General features: G+C 44.9%; 22 protein-coding genes. 8 read left to right on the forward strand and 14 right to left on the reverse strand.

All coding sequences use genetic code 11. The features are described 5' to 3' along the window. Positions 1-374 precede the first annotated feature (374 nt). The 6 genes from csaA to GUA98_RS07270 form a co-directional block, all read right to left on the reverse strand. Positions 375-707: a chaperone CsaA gene (gene csaA / locus GUA98_RS07245; protein ID WP_193722562.1), complete on the reverse strand. Its 333-nt coding sequence runs from the start codon at positions 705-707 to the stop codon at positions 375-377. A 26-nt stretch (positions 708-733) separates the two neighbouring features. Further along, a complete protein-coding gene (locus GUA98_RS07250) occupies positions 734-1,057 on the reverse strand; it encodes a putative quinol monooxygenase (RefSeq protein WP_193722563.1) in 324 nt (107 codons plus the stop codon). 142 nt (positions 1,058-1,199) lie between these two features. Continuing rightward, positions 1,200-2,051, reverse strand: a complete 852-nt coding sequence (locus tag GUA98_RS07255; protein ID WP_193722564.1) for an SDR family NAD(P)-dependent oxidoreductase — start codon at positions 2,049-2,051, stop codon at positions 1,200-1,202. A gap of 360 nt (positions 2,052-2,411) precedes the next feature. Beyond that, positions 2,412-2,987: a TetR/AcrR family transcriptional regulator gene (locus GUA98_RS07260; protein WP_193722862.1), complete on the reverse strand. Its 576-nt coding sequence runs from the start codon at positions 2,985-2,987 to the stop codon at positions 2,412-2,414. A 125-nt stretch (positions 2,988-3,112) separates the two neighbouring features. Continuing rightward, a complete protein-coding gene (locus GUA98_RS07265) occupies positions 3,113-4,228 on the reverse strand; it encodes an L-dopachrome tautomerase-related protein (protein WP_193722863.1) in 1,116 nt (371 codons plus the stop codon). A gap of 276 nt (positions 4,229-4,504) precedes the next feature. After that, complete coding sequence (locus GUA98_RS07270) at positions 4,505-4,783, reverse strand: hypothetical protein (protein WP_153978672.1); 279 nt, start codon at positions 4,781-4,783, stop codon at positions 4,505-4,507. Positions 4,784-4,967: 184 nt separating this feature from the next. Between GUA98_RS07270 and GUA98_RS07275 the strand changes: the two genes are divergently transcribed. From GUA98_RS07275 to GUA98_RS07295, 5 genes are read left to right on the forward strand one after another with little or no spacing between them, the layout of a single operon-like run. Continuing rightward, positions 4,968-5,210: a spore gernimation protein GerQ gene (locus GUA98_RS07275; protein WP_153978673.1), complete on the forward strand. Its 243-nt coding sequence runs from the start codon at positions 4,968-4,970 to the stop codon at positions 5,208-5,210. Positions 5,211-5,221: 11 nt separating this feature from the next. Continuing rightward, entirely contained in the window at positions 5,222-5,608 is a 387-nt protein-coding gene (locus tag GUA98_RS07280; RefSeq protein WP_095357838.1) for a spore coat protein, read from the forward strand. Then, entirely contained in the window at positions 5,605-6,741 is a 1,137-nt protein-coding gene (locus GUA98_RS07285; RefSeq protein WP_193722565.1) for a zinc-dependent alcohol dehydrogenase, read from the forward strand. The genes GUA98_RS07280 and GUA98_RS07285 overlap by 4 nt, the downstream gene beginning before the upstream one ends. 31 nt (positions 6,742-6,772) lie before the next feature. Next, positions 6,773-6,973, forward strand: coding sequence for a hypothetical protein (locus GUA98_RS07290; protein ID WP_153978675.1), 201 nt, complete (start codon positions 6,773-6,775; stop codon positions 6,971-6,973). 11 nt (positions 6,974-6,984) lie between these two features. Next, positions 6,985-7,281 (forward strand): spore coat protein, encoded by a 297-nt coding sequence (locus tag GUA98_RS07295; protein ID WP_193722566.1) that lies wholly within the window; start codon positions 6,985-6,987, stop codon positions 7,279-7,281. A gap of 195 nt (positions 7,282-7,476) precedes the next feature. On the opposite strand, the gene GUA98_RS07300 is transcribed toward GUA98_RS07295, so the two are convergent. The 5 genes from GUA98_RS07300 to GUA98_RS07320 all read right to left on the reverse strand — a co-directional run bounded on the left by GUA98_RS07300 (position 7,477) and on the right by GUA98_RS07320 (position 13,241). Further along, positions 7,477-9,216 (reverse strand): ABC-F family ATP-binding cassette domain-containing protein, encoded by a 1,740-nt coding sequence (locus GUA98_RS07300; RefSeq protein WP_193722567.1) that lies wholly within the window; start codon positions 9,214-9,216, stop codon positions 7,477-7,479. 254 nt (positions 9,217-9,470) lie between these two features. Further along, the gene (locus tag GUA98_RS07305) at positions 9,471-9,887 is read right to left on the reverse strand and encodes a YjdF family protein (protein ID WP_193722568.1); all 417 of its coding nucleotides are present in this window, start codon (positions 9,885-9,887) and stop codon (positions 9,471-9,473) included. A 383-nt stretch (positions 9,888-10,270) separates the two neighbouring features. After that, positions 10,271-10,966: a hypothetical protein gene (locus tag GUA98_RS07310; protein WP_193722569.1), complete on the reverse strand. Its 696-nt coding sequence runs from the start codon at positions 10,964-10,966 to the stop codon at positions 10,271-10,273. A 143-nt stretch (positions 10,967-11,109) separates the two neighbouring features. After that, the gene (locus tag GUA98_RS07315; protein ID WP_321573842.1) at positions 11,110-12,462 is read right to left on the reverse strand and encodes a HAMP domain-containing sensor histidine kinase; all 1,353 of its coding nucleotides are present in this window, start codon (positions 12,460-12,462) and stop codon (positions 11,110-11,112) included. A gap of 71 nt (positions 12,463-12,533) precedes the next feature. Continuing rightward, positions 12,534-13,241: a response regulator transcription factor gene (locus GUA98_RS07320; protein WP_193722571.1), complete on the reverse strand. Its 708-nt coding sequence runs from the start codon at positions 13,239-13,241 to the stop codon at positions 12,534-12,536. 155 nt (positions 13,242-13,396) lie between these two features. On the opposite strand from GUA98_RS07320, the gene GUA98_RS07325 reads away from it, so the two are divergent. Next, positions 13,397-13,654, forward strand: a complete 258-nt coding sequence (locus tag GUA98_RS07325; RefSeq protein WP_024630063.1) for a GlsB/YeaQ/YmgE family stress response membrane protein — start codon at positions 13,397-13,399, stop codon at positions 13,652-13,654. A gap of 145 nt (positions 13,655-13,799) precedes the next feature. On the opposite strand, the gene GUA98_RS07330 is transcribed toward GUA98_RS07325, so the two are convergent. Both GUA98_RS07330 and GUA98_RS29440 read right to left on the reverse strand, forming a co-directional pair. Then, positions 13,800-15,197, reverse strand: a complete 1,398-nt coding sequence (locus GUA98_RS07330; protein WP_193722572.1) for a catalase — start codon at positions 15,195-15,197, stop codon at positions 13,800-13,802. 259 nt (positions 15,198-15,456) lie between these two features. After that, a complete protein-coding gene (locus tag GUA98_RS29440; RefSeq protein ID WP_227779469.1) occupies positions 15,457-15,936 on the reverse strand; it encodes a pentapeptide repeat-containing protein in 480 nt (159 codons plus the stop codon). 527 nt (positions 15,937-16,463) lie between these two features. On the opposite strand from GUA98_RS29440, the gene GUA98_RS07340 reads away from it, so the two are divergent. Then, positions 16,464-18,002: a glycine betaine uptake BCCT transporter gene (locus GUA98_RS07340; RefSeq protein ID WP_193722573.1), complete on the forward strand. Its 1,539-nt coding sequence runs from the start codon at positions 16,464-16,466 to the stop codon at positions 18,000-18,002. Positions 18,003-18,202: 200 nt separating this feature from the next. After that, positions 18,203-19,459 (forward strand): sugar efflux transporter, encoded by a 1,257-nt coding sequence (locus GUA98_RS07345; RefSeq protein ID WP_227779470.1) that lies wholly within the window; start codon positions 18,203-18,205, stop codon positions 19,457-19,459. A 355-nt stretch (positions 19,460-19,814) separates the two neighbouring features. Here the strand turns inward: GUA98_RS07345 and ggt are convergent, their stop codons facing one another. Then, the gene (gene ggt / locus GUA98_RS07350) at positions 19,815-21,395 is read right to left on the reverse strand and encodes a gamma-glutamyltransferase (RefSeq protein ID WP_193722864.1); all 1,581 of its coding nucleotides are present in this window, start codon (positions 21,393-21,395) and stop codon (positions 19,815-19,817) included. Positions 21,396-21,404: the final 9 nt, after the last annotated feature.

Consider the following 21,404-nt stretch of genomic DNA (forward strand, 5'->3'; position numbering starts at 1 on the left):
TGTAAAGTCTAATGATGTGAACAAGAAAATTTTATAAAATTTTACATGGAGTCAGTAAGAGAACAAAGTTCTAATTTCTTTTGGATAAAAAACCCTTGTATTGATATTTGTTTTGTTGAAAAACAGGAGAAAAGTCGTATTAGCTCTTGGTTTGAACATGTGATAATTGAACCGATTAATGAGATTTGTTTCTGCTCATAAAACAATTCACGATTACTCCAAAGGATTGTCAGAATAGAGAGAGATTCCATATTCATTTTGACAAAAAAACCGCACCTCCGATCTGTTAGATGTTGTCTAACAATTGGGGTGCAGTTCACACATTGGTCAGCTGCTTTCTTATTTGTATTCAGTTCACGTTCTCGTCGTCTAACTTATGCAATAGGAGTACCGTTAGGGATTTCAGTATCAGGCTTCAATAGTATTACATCTCCTTTTTCCGGAACTCCACCCAAAACTAATACCTCCGATTTGAATCCAGCAATGCGCCGAGGAGGAAAATTGACGATTCCAACAATTTGTCTTCCTATGATGTCCTCAGCGTTGTAACGCTTCGTTATTTGTGCACTTGAGGATTTCATCCCGATCTCCGGTCCAAAATCAATCTTAAGCTTAATCGCTGGGATCTTTGCTTCTTCAAAAAACTCCGCTTCCTTAATCGTTCCGACACGAATATCTAGTGCTGCAAAATCATCGATCGATGCCAATGTTTGACCTCCCTAGTGTTGTAGGTTTAATGCGCTGGACGAAACGGTCTCAGGAGTCGAATCCCTTCCTCAATGGATCCCTCCATCAGTTCTAAGAGCTGGGGCACCAGTTCCTGCATGCGCGGGGCGCTCAGGTGCCGATCGAGGGCTTCCCGGTTTTCCCAGCGTTCGTAGATGATGAATGTACCAGGCTGGCCTTCTACCTCGTGAGCCTCATAGTCAATGTTACCCTGGTCGTTGCGTGACGGGGTGACAGCTGCAGTCATAAACGCCTTCATTTCTGCTTCTCTCCCTGTCTTGGCTCTAGCCTCCCATAGTACAGTTACGTAACGGTTATTTGTATCGTTCATGCTAATTCCTCCTAATTTATAAATAGAATAGTCACTGCATACCCAGAACGGGATAACGCTAGCCTCATCATTAGACCACCTAAAGATCCACCTACAACAATGGCATGTTCAAACGGTTGTTGTGACATCAGTCATACTCCCGTTACTGCAGCTTCATCTGGCTGCGGAGCATCCGATCGAGAAGTTTATCCGGGAGAATACGAACCAGTCGGGTCAGCAGTGCCGAATCTCGGCCAGCCGTATAGCGGGTGCGCGGATTACTTGCGTGGATGGCTCGTGAAACCACTTCTGCCACTTTCTTAGGAGGAATACCGCTCGTTGCCCACAATTCAGCCTGCGCCTTCACGGCGTCAAAAAGACGATCATGGCGTCTGTGCTGATCGGGCGTCATCAACTTGGACAGCCGATCGGCTGTCGTAACTCCTTTCTCCGACAGGCTGGTGCTGACACCGCCCGGAGTAATCATGATAACTTTGAGTCCGAACGAGGACATCTCTCTGCGGAGGCTGTCATTGATCGCTTCCATCGCGTACTTTGCAGCTGAATAAATTCCGAAACCGGGCATGGAGATTTTGCCGCCAACGGATCCGATATTAACTACGCGTCCGCCGCTCTTCAGCAAGGCAGGAGTAAGCGCCTGAATAACCGCAACCTGCCCAATCACGCTGACTTCGATCTGACGACGAAATTCATCCAGCGGAACCATCTCAAGAGGTGCATTAACGGCAATGCCGGCATTGTTGACCACGGCGCGCAGCGGGCGTCCAAGTGGATCTTGCTCCACTCGTTCGGCCAGCGCCCTTAGTGTGTCGATAGCGGTAATATCGAGAATCACCGGTTCGATATTGTTTTGTTTGATTTTGTCGGCATCTTCCTGACGGCGAACCCCGGCTAAAACGTGAAATCCTTCAGCGGCGAGCTGCTCCGCGGTAGCCCTGCCGATTCCACTTGAAGTACCTGTGACGACAACCATGTCTTGAGTTTTATATGGCATTGTAAACCTCCCGAGTTTGTTAAGTTATGAATCACTATATAGCACTGTTATACGGTCATTATAGCACCGCTATATTGAACTGTCTATAGCAGTGCTATATATTTTTTTATATTGTATTCCTCCTGCTGCCTGAACATCATTAATGACAAGCGCAGCGTGATATACATCGACGCTCACGTCGTACCGTAGCGTGAGGAATGAGCTCATCGAACCCCTTTGAAAATAAAAAAGATCGCCATCCTGCTTGGATAGGCGATCTCTCTTATGTGTTACCATTTGTGGTTCTTCATCTGTACCATGAAACAAAACAAAGCCCACATAGGGGCTTTGTCTGGAGTCTCCAGCTCTTTTATCGATCCCTCATTTTGAAGCAGAATCCGGCATTGGGATCAAGATAATCTGCATCACGCTTTCTCGAATGAGATCAACGACGTCGGGCTGGGGTGGGGGTGCCTTACGAATTTGGGACGTCACATACAGCCAAGAGGCCGTATTGGCAGAAGCCCAGACCAGATCTGCCGCAGCCTCGGCTGAAACAGCTAATTTTCCTGCGGCAGCAACTCTTTGAACATTTTGCACAAGTGCTTGGTACGACTGATCTGCCGCCTCGATATGGGCGCCCTCAAGCAGCCGTCCCATCATTGCCGCATATATCCGAGGACGGGCTGCCGCGAAGCGGACATAGTCATCCCACCCCTGACGAAGCGCCATCTCTGGAATAGGGGACTCCACTGCGGCAATTTTGCTTTCGAATAACTGTTTGAACGCTTCCACTATAGCTGCACTCAGGAGTCCATCGGCGTTACCGAAATGATGGTAGAGTGTAGGAGCCGTAACCTTCGCGATCGAAGTGACGGCTCGTGTCGAAAATTGGGCTCCGCCCTCTTCTTCCAGTACCTTAAGAGCAGCTGCTAATATTTTGTCATATGTGTTCATAATCACTATTATAGCAGTGCTATATACGTATGTCCATGACAATGCTGTACCGTATGACCATGATCATCCTGTTTGAGATCACAACATGGTGAAACCCTGCCTCTTTTCGTTTTAATCGGTTCTATTTATCCAAAAGTAGGTGCAGGTAATTCATCAATTTTCAAACGCAGTAAACTATACGGTTTTTTTCGCAAGTCTTTGCCATAATGAAATCTTGCCTGTCTATGTAATTGGTTCACAATTACATATAAGTATTGATCCGGACCAATAGAAAACGTATCTGGCCATAAAATTCGGGGATCATGGGCGATGGTTTCCATAATTCCATTCGGCAATATCTTACGAATACTATCGTTTTCATAATCTCCAGCATACACGTTTCCTTTTGCGTCCGTGATCATCCCATCCGATGCGCCCTTCTCTCCCCAATAGTGCACAAGATCACTTAATTTGAAATCCGGTATCGTTCTGTCTCTTAATGATTCTGTTGAGATCGAGTATAACTGGCGACTGGTTAATGGACAATAGAATAACGTTTTTCCATCAGGGGAAATGGCTATACCATCAGAGGCCAACCGAAAGGGAGATGTCGAACCATCTGGGTTTCGATTCATCAGAATTTTACCTTCCACTTTCGGTACAAAATACGGATCGGGTGAGGTTGAGCTTGCTCCATGCAACCGTCTATAGGCATTTCCGTTTTCTAAATTTACGACAATAATAGCCCCTGGACCATTGGAAGAAGAATCCGTTATATAGGCGTAACCTGCGTTACCTACACGAAAGTCAAATCGGACATCATTCAGATAGGTTGTCGGCAGGACCACATCATCTGCAAATGTATATACTTTTGTTATTGTATTTGTTTCTAAATCTACCGCGACTAGTTTTGCCCCCCCTATAATGGGTTCAGAAAAATTTGGTGCAGCCGTGTCCAGTACCCACAGGGTTCCCCTTCCATCTGCAACAACACTTTGCACACTGATGAAGGACATTGCAAGATTCAATGGGTTGATCAGATTCGTTTCTGCATTAGGATAAGGCTGCAGCTGACCCTCAACAATTTCCGCTACCGTAAATTTAACGTCATCTCCCCATTTCGGAAAGCAAATAAAGATACGCCCGGTTTCGGATACACTTACGCCTGTAGGCATAGCCCCGTAAAAGGAATGAACGAGTTCTAACTTACCAAAATATTCTTCCATGGGTAACATAGGCTGTATGATGTCCTCCTCAAACATAGTTGGATAGATATTACCTATAATTATGTTCAAGACGTTTTCTAATGCCTGACCCTTAATCATTCTTTTTCATCCGTAATTTTGAAATGGTCTGAACCATCTAAAATACAAAAAACTTCGGCGTAAGCCGAAGCATGTTGACCGTAACTATATATGTTCTAGGAAAATTGCTTCCTCCGATCGTCAACGCAGGGTAAATCCCCATGCAGAGAGTATCGGAGAAAAACTCGGAAAAGAAGGAAAATCTCTGCCAATATTATCAGTACTAGGACCGTTTTATTGTTGGTCCGGCAGACGTAATGCATTTGCGGAAGTTTGCGCTTGATCTAAAAATTCATCTGCTCGGGTCAATTGCTGCCGGGCTTTTTCCAACGCTTGTGAATTGGTTGCATTAGATTCATTTAACGAGCTTATTGCCTGATTTAGAGCCGTCTGCACCTCAGAAACTGCATTAGATGCATGCTGCTCCAGTGTATTTCCACTCGAGTTAAGGGCACCTTCTGCCGGTTTTCTTGCATTTTCGGTGGCTAGATCAATTTTGTTTTTATTGGGCACAGTGAGTCCTCCTCCCTATTTCAAAATCATTTAAAACAGAAATAAGTATCGGATTAAGATTTTGATTATATTCCTGCAATGGTATGGGAATATTCGGATCTTCCTCTTCCGCAATCCATTTTAGTATAAGTTCCGATTCGTTGGAAAATCTAACGTTAATGAAAAAGGAGGTGATCATTTCTCCATGAACAACCCAACACTAGCGCCGCACGAATCGATGGAACTGCATGAAGCTTTAAACTTTAAAACGCTATGCATCGCTAAGTCAAAACTGATGCAAGGCCTCGTCTTTGACCAAGAGCTAAAAGCTTTAATGCAAAAAGACGTCACTCAGTCCATACAACAGATCGCCGAGCTGCAAGCCATTTACGCGAGAGCTCCTTTCCAAGCGCCTGTTCCGAGTAGTCCGACACCTATAACACATTAAGGGGAGCTCAAATGAATACCGATTATTTAGACCCGATTAACTCATTAAATATGCCGGAAATGGCAGATATGACTTTTGCCATGGACTTCCTTATTCGTGCCAAGGAAGGTGTGCGTAATTTGTCCATCGCTCTGACGGAAACGGCTTCACCAGATGTAAGAGCCCTTCTGCACACTCAGCTTAAACAAGGGATTGCAATGCACCAGGAAATCTCGGAGCTCATGATTCGCAAAAAGTGGTTCCATCCTTACGAGCTGAATGAACAGTACCAACTCGACCAGCTATCCGCGAATAATACGGTAATGATCGGGCAGATGAATCTGTTCCCGGGAGATACGTCGCGTAAAGGGATGTTTGATCGGACCCCAGATGAACATATTGGAGGACATAAAGCATGAAGGCGGTAACGTATCAAGGGGTTAAAAATGTCGTGGTCAAAGAGGTTCCGGATGCGAAGATTGAGAAACCGGACGATATGATCGTAAAGATCACCAGTACTGCCATTTGCGGTTCTGACCTTCATCTTATTCACGGGATGATCCCTAACCTTCAGGAGAACTATGTCATCGGACATGAGCCGATGGGGATCGTAGAAGAAGTAGGCCCTGGCGTGACCAACCTGAAAAAAGGCGACCGTGTAATCATCCCGTTCAACATCGCATGTGGAGAATGCTTTTATTGCAAAAATCAGCTGGAAAGCCAATGTGACAATTCCAACGAGAACGGAGATATGGGCGCATATTTCGGCTACTCGGGAACGACTGGCGGATATTCTGGCGGGCAAGCCGAGTATTTACGGGTTCCGTTTGCCAATTTCACCCACTTCAAAATTCCAGAGAGCTGCGAACAACCGGACGAAAAGCTAAGCTTGATCGCTGATGCCATGACCACGGCATTCTGGAGCGTAGATAATGCCGGCGTAAAAAATGGAGATACGGTCATCGTTCTCGGATGCGGCCCAGTTGGACTCCTGGCCCAGAAATTCTGCTGGCTGAAAGGAGCAAAGCGGGTCATAGCCGTTGACTATGTCGATTACCGCTTGCAGCATGCGAAGCGAACGAACAACGTCGAAATCGTAAACTTCGAACAAGATCAAAACATTGGCAATACGCTCAAGGAAATGACCAAAGGCGGCGCCGATGTTGTCATTGATGCAGTAGGTATGGACGGCAAGATGAGTGATCTTGAATATTTAGCCAGCGGTTTGAAACTGCAAGGCGGCACCATGAGCGCATTTATTATTGCTTCACAGGCTGTCCGCAAAGGCGGCACCATCCAAGTCACTGGGGTATACGGTGGTCGTTATAACGGCTTCCCGCTCGGTGACATCATGCAGAGAAATGTGAATATCCGTTCAGGACAAGCTCCAGTTATTCACTATATGCCGTATATGTACGAGTTGATTACCTCTGGAAAAGTGGACCCCGGCGACATTGTTACACACGTCATTCCGCTCAGCGATGCCAAGCGGGGCTATGAAGTGTTCGATACAAAAACGGACAATTGTATTAAAGTCATCTTAAAGCCTTAAATATGGATAGATACTTGGGAGGACAATTCGAATGAATTCCAAATACGCATTGCATGAGGTGCTCGAGGTACATGAAATAGCTGCATTCAAGACGGTTTGCTTGACGAAATCCCAGACCATGCAAGCTCTGGTAACCGATCCGGAACTCATGCAAATTTTGCAACAAGATGTGACATTATCACAACAGCAGCTTCAAGAGCTCAGTGAAGTGCTATCTAAAGCGACTGTATAGGAGATAAAAAAATGAACCCAATATTAGAACACATGTCAGGCCTTCATACGCTTACTGATGACGTGATCGCAATGGATTTGTTGATAAACGCCAAGAGCGGAGTCAGAAATTACGCCATGGCTGTGACCGAATGTGCCACCCCCGAAATCAAGCAAATTTTGATGAAACAGCTCGATGAAGCGATAGTCTCTCACGAAAAGATATCAAATTACATGGTACAGCAAGGCTTATACCACCCTTACCATATTCCAGAGCAAATTCAGCTTGATCTGAAAAACATTCAAACGGCGATGAACATTCCGTCCTGACACCGTTTAACCACTGCTGGAGACTTCAGAGTGCATAGTGTACTGTGTCCATAATCCAGCAATGAAACAAGGGCGGATACACTCCGCCCTTGTTTCTGCTGCGTCACGATACAAAACTTAAACAAGCGTTTCGTTTCTTTTTCTTCGCCAGTTTTTCTTTGATATTCCTCGCGATACTAACGGGTACATTCCATTTTAAAGTAACTTAATTACCTCTTCTAACTCATCCACCAATACTTTGGCAAGTTCAAAATTAGTTTCTTTTAAAGCCAATTCTATTTTCATTTCAACTGATTTTTTCTGTTGTTCAGTTTCTAAATAATCTTTATCAAAATGACTAGCATAAATCATCTGTCTAAATTCCTGCATACTCATTTGGCTAATTGTTTTATCGTCAATGATTAAAACATAATCCATACCATTTACAACAGAATAAAAATCATGAGAAATCATGAGAATTGCACCTTTATAGTCTTCAATAGCTTTCTCAAGTGCAATTTGTGAGTAAGTGTCTAGATGGCTTGTCGGTTCATCAAGAAGCAACACGCCCGCTTGACTGCCAGAAACTTTAGCCAGTTGAAGCATGTTTTTTTCTCCACCAGATAATGATTCAATCTTTTGATCAAGGATTTCTCCTTCAAATCCATAATCTGTAAGATGTGATCTAATCTCATCATACGTTTTAAACCCAGCATCTATGAAATCATGTAGTATGGAATTCGAATCTTTTAGCATTTCACCTTGAAGCTGAGATAAATAAGCCACATTCACATCATCATTAATTTCAATGGAATCCTGATTGTTTTTATAGATTTCACGGAGTAAAGTGGTTTTCCCGGTACCATTCGGACCGATCAGGGCTACTTTGTCTGTTGATTTGATCTCGAAGTTCACATTTTCCAACAGCAGCTCGTCAAAGGAAACGCTATAATTATTGACTTTAACAACAACGGTGTCTTCGATTTCCTTATCGATACCAAAACGGATATTCGGCTGCTTAATATCGACAAATGGCTCTTTTATTCGACGCGCTTCCAATCTCTCTTGAAACTTGACTCTCGCTTTTAACGCTCTGCCTCTGGAGGCTTCCGAATTATACGTGGCGATCTCTCTGAGATTGTCGATGATATGATCGTATCTCTCAATCTCTTCAGCTTCAGCAACCGCGATTTCTTGAAGCTCGATCTTAGTCTGAAGCAGCGAGAAGTTGTACTCGATATATCGCCCGTCAAACTCTTGAATCTCCTTGTTTTCAAGGTGAATAATTTTGTTGAAACAATGATTCAATAGATAACGGTTGTGTGTAACAACCAGCAGCATGCCCTTATGGGAATTAATTAATTTTTTAAGCGAATTTAGGTTTTCAAAATCCAAAAATACATCGGGTTCATCCATAATCAATAAGTCTGGACGATGGAGCATTTCCTTCATTACTTGAATAAGTTTAAATTCCCCACCACTCACGTCGGATATATTGAGATCTTTGAGTTTCATGAGGTTGGCCAGGTTTAGCTGCTTATTAATGGTGTTTTCGAAATTGTCCCCATCCATCGATTCGAATGCATCCAAAGCCAATTGAACCTTCTCCATCAGCGAATCCATGTCAGACGTGGTGGACATCTCCGCATACAGAGCTGTGATTTCATCCTGTATCTTAATAAATTCTTCGCCGATATATTCAAATACGGTTATTTCTTTCGTTTTGTCGACTTGCGGGAACTGACTGACATACCCTATTTTGCATTCCGGGTCTATCTCTAACTTGCCCTCGAACAAATATCTTTCCGGATCTATCAGTATATCGACGAGTGTACTTTTCCCACTGCCACTTGTTCCTATAAAAGCACAATGTTGTGCCTCTTCTAACGTAAATGAAATGTTGTTATATAGTTCTTTTTGCGGAAATGAAAAGGATAAGTTATCAACTTTTATCATCGTGTTACCTTTCTTTATAACCTTAATGGTGACTATTATTAAATAAATTATTGAACACAGACTTTCAGAGTAACACTGTTTACCAACGAGTTCAATCTATTTAATGATGTTCAGGAGTTATTGCTCTTGAACTATATATTTTTTTCATTTTTGGCCCAAAGTTTCAATGCCTATTTAATGGTATTTTTGCATATTTATTAGGAATGAAAAAAGAAGCACATCTACAAGACATGCTTCCTCTTTGGCCATCTTGACTATTTGCCTCGGTGCTTCTTCTTAGCCTTTTGAACTCTTAGTTGGTATTTTCTCTCATTCTCTTCGAGAATTTGTTGACGATTATGCACTTTTCGTTGGAGTTTCCTAGACTCTAGGTCCAGCTTTATTGCCTCCTGAGCATGACTAGTTAAACCTCTTTGGGCAATCTCCTTAGACGCCTGGCGAGCCAATCTTTTCGGATTTACTCGAGTGTTTTTGCTTCGTTTAGCATTCGTCTCTACCGTAGTAAGGCTCATTACTTTCATCATTTTCTCACTTACGAACTCTAAAACCTCTGAATCCTTCGGTTCGTTACCAAAGATATGACGACAAGCTCTTAGACGTCCCTGCTCTTCCTGCTCAATCACTCCGATCCAGAACTTACAACTTTCATCAAACAATACGGTAAGTTTCACAACTTACTCCCCCTCTGTTTATACTGGAGTGATGGACATCCCGAGGGGGGAAGGTCACTGACACAAGGAATATCCTTATGCGACCGGACTACCAACCGATCTGTGTTTTTACACTCTATAAGGTTATATCACACTTTTTACAATTGTTAAACTGCTCCACTAACCCGCCTGTTTGTTTAAAGAAATGACGTGAAAAATTACGATTAGATATTCGCCTAAATCATGAAATCGTACACGCGCTTGTCCATTCCGATAATCGGTATTGGTTCATGACCTTTTCTACCATTCTAAAAACAAGATTACAAACGAAAAAATACCTGCCCTCTCGGGCAGGTATTAGAGGTGAATCGTATGAATGGCTTAGCCATATTGATTCCTAAATATTAGTCGAGAAGGCTGTAGATCTGAATGCTCTCCACCTTGGCATCCTTGATATGAAACGACATCACATCCACATAATTAGACGGCTCGTAACGGAAGTCATCCTCTTCATCTGGAGCTCCATCACCTAGCAATTTCCCCTCAGGGTAGGCGTTTTTGAGTGTATCCAGACTATCTCCTGCTTTAATGTTTCGTACTGTTGCATACTTAGGATCTGTTATCTCGATATGAAAGATGGAGTCTTGTTTCCCCTCCGGTATACTGATTGTTTTAATTTCCAGACCAGGATACGTATATACCTTTTCTGTAAAACCGATTAATGTATCCATGTTGGTTCCATCGTCGGCAGTGTACGTATGGGATTTCAGATTATCCGGTTTCCCGAGCATCTGTTCCATCTGCTCTTCATTCGCTGTGTCCGAAATCGCGATGGTGTGCTCATTATAGACAAAAGCAAGCTCCTTCAGCACCACATTGCCTTCCTTCTCCACCGAACCTTCCTTAATCGCTTCACCACTCTGTTCTTCCGAATTGTCTGAAGCAGGTGCGGTATTCGATGCTCCTTCACCTTTGGCCTGTTCGTTCTGCGTCGCCTCTGGCGACTTGGCACCACTAAACTGACAGCCCGTCATTGCAAGTGCTACCGTTAGTAAAATACTCATCAGGGTGACAGCTCCAGCTTTGTTTATCCGTTTCATCATGATCCCTCCATAAATGTGTGATTTGTTCTTATGAAGTGATTATAAAAAAAGCATTTGTTAGTCTTATAACAGAAATGTACCAATCTTGTAACGTTACCTATTTAGGCTTGGCTTGGCTTGGCTTGGGTTTAGCTGCAGGTCTACACACGAGGCAAAACAATTGTAACGGTCGTTCCTTCCCCGATCTGACTTTCCATGTCGATATATCCATTAAAGCGCTCTACAATCTCCTTGCAAATCGAGAGTCCCAGACCTGAACCGTTCGCTGTGCTTGCATTTTTTGCCCGGTAAAATCGTTCCTGCACTCTCTCCAGTTCATCGCTCGCGATCCCGATACCTTGATCACGTAACCGAATAATGATCTCGTTTGGCGTATGTTCCATCTCTAAATTAATCTGTGAGTAATTGCCTGAGTATTTGATAGCGTTGTCCACAAGGTTGGCAATCGCATGGGACATTAACATTGGATTGATGTTGGCGTAAACTCTTGTTGAATCCTCATCATCCGGTTCTCCCTGTGCTTTACTAACCATAATCTTGATCCCTTTATCCTGGGCCTTCGCTTCCATATTCATTACCACTTGCTGAATCAGTTCGTTCATTTCCGTTTTCTCGGCTTCCAGTTCGTTAGAACCAGCCTTGTCGAAGCGGGATAACAGCAACAGTTCATTAATCAAGCGTGTAAGTCGATCCGACTCCTGCAGCAGGTGACCGTAGATTTTTTGCAGTTCCTTGTTCTCATTCTCCCCTTCAACCAAGTATTGAGAGAAACCACGAATGGCTGCCAAGGGTGTTTTTAACTCGTGAGATACGTTGGAGACAAATTGTTTCTGGTACTGAATGTAATCATGCAGCTGACGCCCCATGGAATCCAGCCCATCTGCCAGCATGCCCAGCTCATCCTTCCGGTTAAGATGAACTCTTCGAAACTCTTGTCTAGAGAAACTTTGCACTGCGCCAAGCAGCACCTTAATCGGCTTGGTTGTGTTGCGGGCAATCCACAGACTGGCTAACGTAATTAGCACAATGAATCCGCCTGCACCCACAAACAGGATATAACGGATTTGGTCCATAATCGCATAAAAGTACGAAATGTCGTCCACGAACTCATACACATAAGCATTTTCGTAAAATTGATTCTGAATGGGAGTTGCAAAATAAAGCAGATGATCTTCCGTTACGGTGTAGGCATAACTGCCGCTCAGGGCTTTCTCAATATTTTTGTCAAAAATAAGCGGTTTGCCATCATTAATGATGATGCCATCCACAGCCAAGCCCAGCAATTGCTTGGAGCTGTCGTAGATACGCACTTCTTTGCCTGATGCTTTCAGCTTCTCCAGAGCAAGTCTGACGATTTCCTGGGTCTGCGGCTCTCCTGTCGACGATCTATGCTGTGCCAACACCTCACGGAAGGACAACTCGGACAGATCCGCCTTCTCCATCATCTGTTTTTCAATGGTAATGAAGCTGTAATAATCAATGGCTTTATTCACCGCAAAAATGATGATGCCAAAGGACAGCACGGAGAAAAATAAAAAATTCAGCAGTAACCGGGTTGCATACTTCAGGCCTCGCCACCTCCAAGTTGATAGCCGAATCCATAGATCGTCCTGACATACTTCGGTTCGTCCGCGTTATCCTCCAGCTTCTTCCGCAATCGCATGATGGTCATATCCACACTACGACTGTCTCCCATGAAGTCATATCCCCATCCGATCTGCAGCAGCTCATCCCGGGTAAAGATTTTGTCCGGCCTTCTGAGTAACGTTTCCAGAATTTTAAACTCTTTGGCTGTTAAAGACACGGGCACACCGTTCTTCAGCACCCTTCGGCTTTCCAGATCAAATGTAAGCTCTTCATGAATGATGCGTGTAGATTTCACCTCAGTTCCTTCACTGGATTCCTCCTTGCTCTCGTTTCTTCTCAGAATCACCTTGATCCGAGCGAGCAATTCACGATTGTCAAAGGGCTTGGTCATGTAATCTTCCGCCCCCAGCTCAAGTCCGAGCACCTTGTCGATAACCTCATTTTTGGCAGAGAGCATGATCACTGGAACGGCACGTTTCCCGGTGATTTCCTTGCACAGGCCATACCCGGAGCAGTCAGGCAGCATCAAGTCAAGCACCACTAAATCGGGTTGAAAAGATTCAAGCAAATGCAGGCCAGTTTTGCCATCCTCTGCGGTCTGCACATCGTAGTTTTCTCGCCTTAGCACCAGCTCAATTAAATCTCGAATTGCAATTTCATCATCAATGATTAGGATTTTCTTCATTGTACACCCCTATGTGGCCTTATTCTCCAGCTTCAATTATATTTAACCCAATCTTAGCACAGACACTTTAGATTCCTCCACCAACTGGAAGATGAGGTATATTCCACTGAGCCCAACATAACTTGTAATAAACCCGAAGAAAGGAGAACAACTCAATGGATCTGCTCTGGGTACTCATTGTTGGTGGACTTATTGGCTGGCTAAGCGGCAACTTGATTGGGCGTGACGTACCGGGCGGTGTACTTGGGAATATCATTGCGGGTTTTATCGGTTCCTGGTTAGGAACAGAATTGCTGGGACCAAGAGGTCCGGTGATTGGCGGATTTCATATTATTCCAGCCATCGTTGGCTCGATAATTGCCCTGCTCATCTTCTTCGCTCTGGCACGCGGCGGAGCCTTCCGAAGACGTTAACGAAGTGAAGCGGAAACCGTTACCGTCGTTAATTAGAATTGTATTAAGATGCTGCCACGGCATAGTAGGTAAAGGATAAACACAAAAGGACCGAAAGCATTCATCGATGAAAGATGAACACTTACGGTCCTTTTTTTGTACTGAATTATCCCTTCTTCAGCGCAGCGATCTGGCGTGCTACCCTTTCGGCTAATGTTGCATCGGCCTCGAATAAATAGCCTAACACAATCGTCTGTATCTCATGAGAAACTGCCGATAAATCATGAGCGAGGTTCTGAACAAGATGATCCTGTTGAATTCCTGTTAAAGACTGGTAGAATTGTCCCGCTTGGGTGAAATTATCAGCCTTCGGAATATCGGATCGAACGAGCCGGCCAGCTACATAGCGCCCTTCTCCACTCGTTACCTGATCCGTCGGTGACCAGTTGGCTTGATGGTTAATCGGAATTTTGCGAAACTCTGATCCAAGGCGATGGCGCTGTGAATCCCAATAAATATTACTGCGGCCTTGCAGCATTTTATCATCAGACAGCTCAGCACCATCCAGCAGGTTGGACGGGGAGAATGCCAGCTTCTCGATCTGCTCCTGATAATTCGTAGGGTTCTTATCCAAGACGAGTCGACCAACGGGCAGAAGCGGGAATTGACGCACATCCCAGACTTTCGTGTCATCCAACGGATCGAACGGCAGCATTGCCTCATCCTGTGGGTTCATCAACTGCACATACAGCCCATACTGGACAGGTGTACCTTGTGCAATCGTGTCATATAAATCTTTACCCGAATAATCGGGGTTCTCGCTAGCCAGGCGAGCCGCTTCTTCCGCATCGATATATTGCTCTCCAGCTAATGGTATCCAGCGATATTTGACGTAGAAGCGTTCGTTCTTTGCATTTTTCCATACATAGGTGTTAACACTGTGTCCTGGCGTATGGCGGAGGCTCTTGATCGTCCCTTCGTCCGAGTACAGTCGTACAACGAAATGGGTTGCCTCTGGTGCTCTAGCAATGAACCCCCAGAATCGATTCGGATCAATGAGATTGTTAACAGGTGATGGCAGGAAAGCATGAATTGACTCAGGAAACCGGATCGGGTCTCGTACGAGAAACACGGGGATATGATTACAAAGCAGGTCGAAAACGCCTTGCTCGGTATAAAATTTCGTCGAAAATCCACGCACGTTGCGGGATGTATCGGGTGTTCCTTTGTTGCTGACCGCAAGTGAGAAACGAACGGTAACGGCAACCTGTTGCCCTGGCTTTTGCAAGAAACACAGGTTCGTATAATCGGCCATCGAGTGTAAGGTTTCAAAATAACCCAATGCTCCGAATCCCTTTACGTGGACCGGGCGCTCTAAAATTTTTTCGTGGACAAAGGTTTCGAGTGTTTCATGCAGCATGCTGTCCTGCTCCAGAATCGGCCCCCGTTCCCCTACTGTCTGTGAATGGTGTTCTGGCAACTGCTTGGCATGCCACTCGGATTGCACATTGCCTCCCTTCCTGCTTCGACTGTTTCCCTGATTATTAGCATTGTTACCGTCCATTGTTCCGCCCCCTATACCTACATTCTCGGGGATATATATGCATGGCTAGGTACTCAATATGACAGCATGTCATATTCGGAGGCTGTATCTAGAACCTTCAACGAACAACTACTGGGACAACCTTGGTTTGAAACTTCGATGCGTTTTTTTTAATAACAGACCTGTGACAGGATCATTCTCGCTGAACGTCCAGACTACTGAAAAATCGTTCAACAAAAACATCACCATATATTTTCTTCATATGTACTGTGTTAAAAATCTATTGATTCATATGCTCAAGCTTGCGCAGACTGCGTACCAGTACTTTCCGTTCATCGTCAGATAGATTAGGGTCATGGTCAATCTTCATCATCGCATTTTTCACACGTGAGGACACCTGTTCAACATACAGATGATTTTTGGATTTTGGCGGAATACATTGCGTCAGGTCACAGTTCACGAAACGAACACCTTCAAGGATGCAGTTTTCAAAATTGGCGATTAGCTTTTGTTTGCCATTTCCCTCAAACGTAATATCAATCAGCTTGCCGGTAAAGGAACAATTAACGATATTCGCCGCTTGTAAAATCCGGTCATTGAATCTGCACTTAACAAAAGCACAGTCGATGAAGGTTGCATTCTCCAATGTCATGCCTCTCATATCGCAGGAAGAAAACTCACAATTGGTGAAGACAGCTTCACCCTTGGCAATGCCAACTGAGCGCAAGTCGGAACGAATAAATGTACAATGATCAATCATAGTATCCGCAAAAAATCTCGCATTGTTAAGATCGCAGGTATCAAACACAAGTTGATTCAAATTACAGTTCCAAAAAATAGGTGAACCAACATTCGAGTTTTTTATAGTCGTTCCGCTTATCGTTACGTGCTCATACCTGACAATATCAGAAAATAATTCGTTATCTATGGACATACCAGACTCGAGTCTTCTCATCCTTCGCACTCTTTCATTTTTTCCTTCAGAATCTCTTATCATTAAAAATACACTATACTTTCAAATGCTTCTTCTAAAAGTGATGATTCCCTCTTAGATTTTTCAAGATATATCTATGTAACTAAAACCCAATATTCTAATTCCACCATCTCAGTTTAACAGGCAATTATAGATAATATATTATTCTGGCAGGATCAAAACAAACCGAAGGGTGTTTCAACACAAGGCGGTTTGTTTTATTTTATCAACAGCTGGCTTTCCGAAATATTACTTGCTGGACTAGTACATACTAAGGAAAAGTTGGATGAAGCTTACATAACGGGGGTCTCTTCATGGTATTTACAATCACAATTATCATCGTAGCACTATTTGCGATATGGGGAGCCGTCGCTCCTGATCAGCTGGCTGATGCGGCTAACGTAGCCTACAACTTCTCTATTCAGAATTTTGGCTGGTTTTATTTGCTAGCAACACTGTTCTTCCTGATCTTCGCTTTCTATCTGGCATTCAGCCGATTTGGCAATATCAGGCTGGGGGATGACGATGATGAACCGGAATATTCTACGGTTTCCTGGCTGTCCATGCTGTTTAGCGCTGGTATGGGCATTGGGCTGGTTTTCTGGGGAGTTGCTGAACCGCTGTCCCACTATTTATCCGCACCGGAAGGAGCGGTACCCGAAACAACACAAGCCGCAAGACTTTCAATGCGTTATTCCTTTTTCCACTGGGGGCTGCATCCCTGGGCTATCTATACCGTCATTGGTTTAGCGCTCGCTTATTTCCAGTTTCGGAAAGGCTACAAGGGGCTGATTAGTTCAACCTTTATTCCTTTGATCGGTGAACGTCTTGCTGCAGGCTGGCTTGGCAAGATCATTGATATTCTGGCCGTCATTTCCACCATCTTTGGTGTTGCGACCTCGCTTGGTTTGGGTGCACTTCAGATCGGTGGGGGGCTGAATTACTTATTCGGCATTCCCAACTCAACGCTGTCCCAGGTTGTCATCATCGCCATTGTAACGGTATTGTTTTTAATCTCGGCTACCTCCGGTCTGGATAAAGGTATTAAGATGTTGAGCAACACCAACCTCGTTATAGCTTTGCTATTAATGCTGTTTGTTCTGGTGACTGGGCCGACTTCTTTTATATTTGACACATTCACGACCACCTTGGGCAGTTACCTGCAGAATATTATTAACATGAGTTTAAGACTTACACCGTTCTCCAGAGAAACCTGGATTGGAACCTGGACGCTATTTTACTGGGCATGGTGGATCTCGTGGGCTCCTTTTGTTGGCACGTTTATCGCAAGGGTATCCAAAGGAAGAACCATTAAGGAATTTGTAATTTACGTCATGGTTATTCCAAGCCTTTTCGGATTTATCTGGTTCTCTGTCTTTGGGGGAACAGGACTTCAGTTAGAATTGTTCAATGCCGCTCATCTGGCGGAAGCCGTGAAAGAAGACACAACGACCGCTCTATTCCTTATGCTGGAGCAGCTGCCTCTAGGCACGATTACTGCCTTCGTTGCTACTCTTCTGATCATGATCTTCTTTATTACGTCGGCCGATTCGGCTACCTTTGTCCTGGGCATGCTGACGTCAGATGGCAAGTTGGACCCGAGTACAAGAGTAAAATTAACCTGGGGAATCTTGCAGTCCGCCATCGCGGTAGTCCTGCTGATCAGCGGGGGATTGAATGGCCTCCAGACGGCCTCCATTGTGGCCGCCCTGCCGTTCGCTGTTGTCCTTATCGGCATGTGTGTCTCCCTGCTTAAAGCTTTGCAGGCTGAGGACAGAGAACGCCGTCAGAAGGAAAAACGACAGCGCCAAAAACTGAAACGATTACTGGAGGAACAGGAACTCGCAAAATGAAGTTTCCTAGAGCTAATGTATACTTGATCTCTATAGAGAAGGCACCTGCTTTTAGGCGGGTGCCTTTTTATGAGACTTTAACGTATTTTTTCAACAAATATATTCGCTCCATTAACCTTAATATGACTGTTTATTAATTTCTCCAAATGGGTGTAAACCATTTTCCAGTAAAATACAATTAGACGAGATAAAGCAAGGTCATGTATGGTGATTACATAACAACAAATTTTGAGGAGTACTTTCACACTATGATCAATCGATTCGTTAGTCTATTTTCCATTCCTTCGTATGCTTTACTCTTTATCTGTATGGCATTGCAGGGAATGGGCATTTCGCTCAGCACCCCCTTTTTATCTATTTACTTCACGGAAAGGCTTGGCGTATCTATTGGCATGTTTGGTCTTTATCTAGCCGTTACACTAATTGCAGGAATATGGATCAGCACGCTAATCGGGAGACGTTCCGACCTCGGCTTAAATCGAAAGAGCGTTTATCTTTTCTCTACTCTCTCTAATGCCCTGGCCTTTAGTGGATACTTGTTCATTCAGGATTTTCCGATTTTGTTCATTTACATGACTGTGTTTACTGCCCTTGGTGCACCAGGGATGCCCCAGTTGTTTGCAATTTCCAGAGAAGCAGTGATCAAGAGTCATTTTACGGAGCGTGCGTTTGCTAATTCTACCTTACGTTCTGCTTTCTCACTCGGCTTTATTACAGGTCCTTTAATCGGAACATTATTGCTCGCTGCTGTTGGATTTAAGGGGATCTTTTTAGGTACGATCGGTGCTTTCCTACTTGTTGCTCTGCTTGTTTTCCTGTTTCTCAAAACAAACACAGAAATACAGAGCAATCATGCTGAAGTGAAAATAAAAAGTTTCCGGCTGGCTCAAAACCGAGATATTTTAATTCCTTTTCTAATTCTGATACTCATGTATACCGCTCATTGGATGAGCAGCATAAACACGGCTCTCTTTATTACAAACAATCTCGGGGGAACGACAAGCGATGTCGGTTTAGTCAGCAGTATATGTGCTGCGCTGGAAATTCCTTTTATGATTGTACTCGGTCTACTTAGTGCAAAATATAGTAATCGAATCTTGGTGTTATGTGGAGCTATTTTCGGAGGAGCTTATTATTTCGTTATTCTCATTTCAAACGCGATGTGGCAAATGCTTGCAGCACAAATTTTGCTCGCTGTTTTTGTCGCCGTCATTTCTGCGATTGGTATTAGCTACATACAGGACCTGCTGCCCAGAATGCCAGGATATGCTTCCACGCTATATTCCAATTCATCCACAATAGGCAGACTGCTTGGCAGTCTTGTTGGTGGCGGAGTAGCCAGCATTGTGGGTTACCGATACTCATTTATCTTCTGCTTTATCCTTATCATCGCTGCTGTGATTATGCTTACGGTAAGTGGACGACAGCCTGCAGATGAACCGCAAATTTCAACCTAACTACGCCGATTCAACGGGATAATATAGATATTTGGGATTTTCTACGTGTGGGTCATAGCATCTTATTCTAAACGGCAAAAGCAGCTGATCACTTTGATTAGCTGCTTTTGTTCAGCTATTAAGTAATCGTTTACTGTTAGTTTATTAGAGTAACCAGCTGGTGTTCCCCTAACATAGAAAGACCGCCATTAAAGGCGGTTTTAAAGTTAATCAGTTCTGCCCAACAATAAGTCCTGGGATATGGAGAATCTGTGATGATTCGCTGTAAGCCTTGATTTTATGCACCATTAGGTATTCATTCTGTTAAAGCTAGAGTCACTCACCCTAATTAGAGCGTGTCGCACCTTGTTCTAGTTCACCATCCTATAGCCGCACCGTCACAACGAGGGTCTGTCCCCCCGAGAAGGAAGCCATTGTCATCGATCATAATGGCATGCGCATGTCCCATGACTCTAGCAAAATCTTCAACTGTGTGTACCTTGTGTCCGGCGAGATGTAAACGCTGCTGCACTTCTGCTGCGATCCGTCCCTCCACTCTCAATTCTTGCGTCGCCTCTCCCCATGTTCTTCCCCACACCCAGCGGGGTTCACGCACAGCGGTCTGGGGAGTCATACCATAATCCACCATGCGGGTCAGCAGCGCAGTCTGTGTCTGGGGCTGACCTTCTCCTCCCTGGGTACCGTACAAAATATACGGCTTCCTATCACGGCAAGCCATTGCCGGCATCAGCGTATGAAAGGTTCTTTTGCCCGGTTCCAGCCTGTTCACATGCGACGAATCTAGCGAGAAAAACGAGCCTCGGTTCTGCAGCAATATACCGGTGTCTCCCCCAACCACGGCCGAGCCGAACTCAAAATAGAGACTTTGGATAAATGAAACGGCATTACCCTCGCTGTCTACTACCGCAGCATATGCCGTATCATGCCCTACCGGCTGGGTATTCATCGGCAGAGCTCGCTCCATATCGATGCAGGCCGCCAGCTTCGCAGCATAGGATTTGGATAGCAGCCGGTCCAGAGGAATGGAGGAAAATTGTGGGTCTGTCAAATAACGATCGCGGTCACGGAAGCTCAGCTTCAGCGCCTCCACGAGCAGGTGATAGTACTCATAGGAACCATGCTCGATACTCTCCAAATCAAACTGCTCTATAATTTGAAGCGCCATTATACCGGTAAAGCCCTGTGAATTCGGCGGGACCTGATAGAGATCAAGCCCTCGGTAACTCCCTTTCACCGGCTCCACCCATTCACCTCTGTGTCTCGCAAAGTCCTCCAGTGTCAGCAGACCGCCCTGCTCCTTAAGTGAGCGAACAATCTCTTGACCCACACTGCCTGAATAAAATACGTCTCGACCCTGGTCCGCAATCTGGAGCAGGCTGCTTCCCAAAGCAGACTGCACAAAGCGGCTGCCTTGCTCCGGGACCTTGCCTCCAGGCAGATATATGGCGGCAGTCTGTGGATAAGCTGCCAACACATCGAAACGCTCAGCCGTATTGACATGCTGGTCCGGCGATAGCGGGAAGCCTTCCAGCGCATAACGGATCGCGGGCTCAAGCACCTCCGCCAGCGTCATCGAGCCATATTCCTGTAATATGGCATCCCAGCCGTCCACCATCCCCGGCACGGTAATGACGCTTCGGGGTCCTCGCTGCGGGATGGCTGATTCACCGGCAAAGCAGCTCGCGGTAATCCGGCTTCCCGAACGTCCACTCGCATTATATGCCCTGACTTTTCCCTCTTCGGTGCTATAGGTTAACCAGAAGGAATCGCCTCCCATTCCCGTCATATGAGGGTATACGACGGCAAGACAGGCGCTCACCGCCACGGCAGCATCGAAGGCGTTACCTCCCTGCTGCAAAATACGCGATCCTGCCGCGCTGGCCAAAGAATGTGGACTGACTACCATCGTCTGTGTGCCTGTGACTTGTGGAACCATCTTGCCACC

The sequence above is a fragment of the Paenibacillus sp. P13VS genome (assembly GCF_015143645.1).
In the GTDB taxonomy this organism is placed as follows: Bacteria; Bacillota; Bacilli; order Paenibacillales; family Paenibacillaceae; genus Paenibacillus; species Paenibacillus xylanilyticus_A.

Coding starts and splice junctions, on each gene's coding strand:
- GUA98_RS07325 (WP_024630063.1), top strand. CDS start 13,397: ATGGATCTGCTCTGGGTACTCATTGTTGGTGGACTTATTGGCTGGCTA.
- ggt (WP_193722864.1), bottom strand. CDS start 21,395: ATGGTTCCACAAGTCACAGGCACACAGACGATGGTAGTCAGTCCACAT.
- GUA98_RS07295 (WP_193722566.1), top strand. CDS start 6,985: ATGAACCCAATATTAGAACACATGTCAGGCCTTCATACGCTTACTGAT.
- GUA98_RS07330 (WP_193722572.1), bottom strand. CDS start 15,197: ATGGACGGTAACAATGCTAATAATCAGGGAAACAGTCGAAGCAGGAAG.
- GUA98_RS07280 (WP_095357838.1), top strand. CDS start 5,222: ATGAATACCGATTATTTAGACCCGATTAACTCATTAAATATGCCGGAA.
- GUA98_RS07340 (WP_193722573.1), top strand. CDS start 16,464: ATGGTATTTACAATCACAATTATCATCGTAGCACTATTTGCGATATGG.
- GUA98_RS07260 (WP_193722862.1), bottom strand. CDS start 2,987: ATGAACACATATGACAAAATATTAGCAGCTGCTCTTAAGGTACTGGAA.
- GUA98_RS29440 (WP_227779469.1), bottom strand. CDS start 15,936: ATGATTGATCATTGTACATTTATTCGTTCCGACTTGCGCTCAGTTGGC.
- GUA98_RS07320 (WP_193722571.1), bottom strand. CDS start 13,241: ATGAAGAAAATCCTAATCATTGATGATGAAATTGCAATTCGAGATTTA.
- GUA98_RS07345 (WP_227779470.1), top strand. CDS start 18,203: ATGTATGGTGATTACATAACAACAAATTTTGAGGAGTACTTTCACACT.
- GUA98_RS07275 (WP_153978673.1), top strand. CDS start 4,968: ATGAACAACCCAACACTAGCGCCGCACGAATCGATGGAACTGCATGAA.
- GUA98_RS07255 (WP_193722564.1), bottom strand. CDS start 2,051: ATGCCATATAAAACTCAAGACATGGTTGTCGTCACAGGTACTTCAAGT.
- GUA98_RS07310 (WP_193722569.1), bottom strand. CDS start 10,966: ATGAAACGGATAAACAAAGCTGGAGCTGTCACCCTGATGAGTATTTTA.
- GUA98_RS07285 (WP_193722565.1), top strand. CDS start 5,605: ATGAAGGCGGTAACGTATCAAGGGGTTAAAAATGTCGTGGTCAAAGAG.
- GUA98_RS07265 (WP_193722863.1), bottom strand. CDS start 4,228: ATGTTTGAGGAGGACATCATACAGCCTATGTTACCCATGGAAGAATAT.
- GUA98_RS07250 (WP_193722563.1), bottom strand. CDS start 1,057: ATGAACGATACAAATAACCGTTACGTAACTGTACTATGGGAGGCTAGA.
- GUA98_RS07300 (WP_193722567.1), bottom strand. CDS start 9,216: ATGATAAAAGTTGATAACTTATCCTTTTCATTTCCGCAAAAAGAACTA.
- GUA98_RS07290 (WP_153978675.1), top strand. CDS start 6,773: ATGAATTCCAAATACGCATTGCATGAGGTGCTCGAGGTACATGAAATA.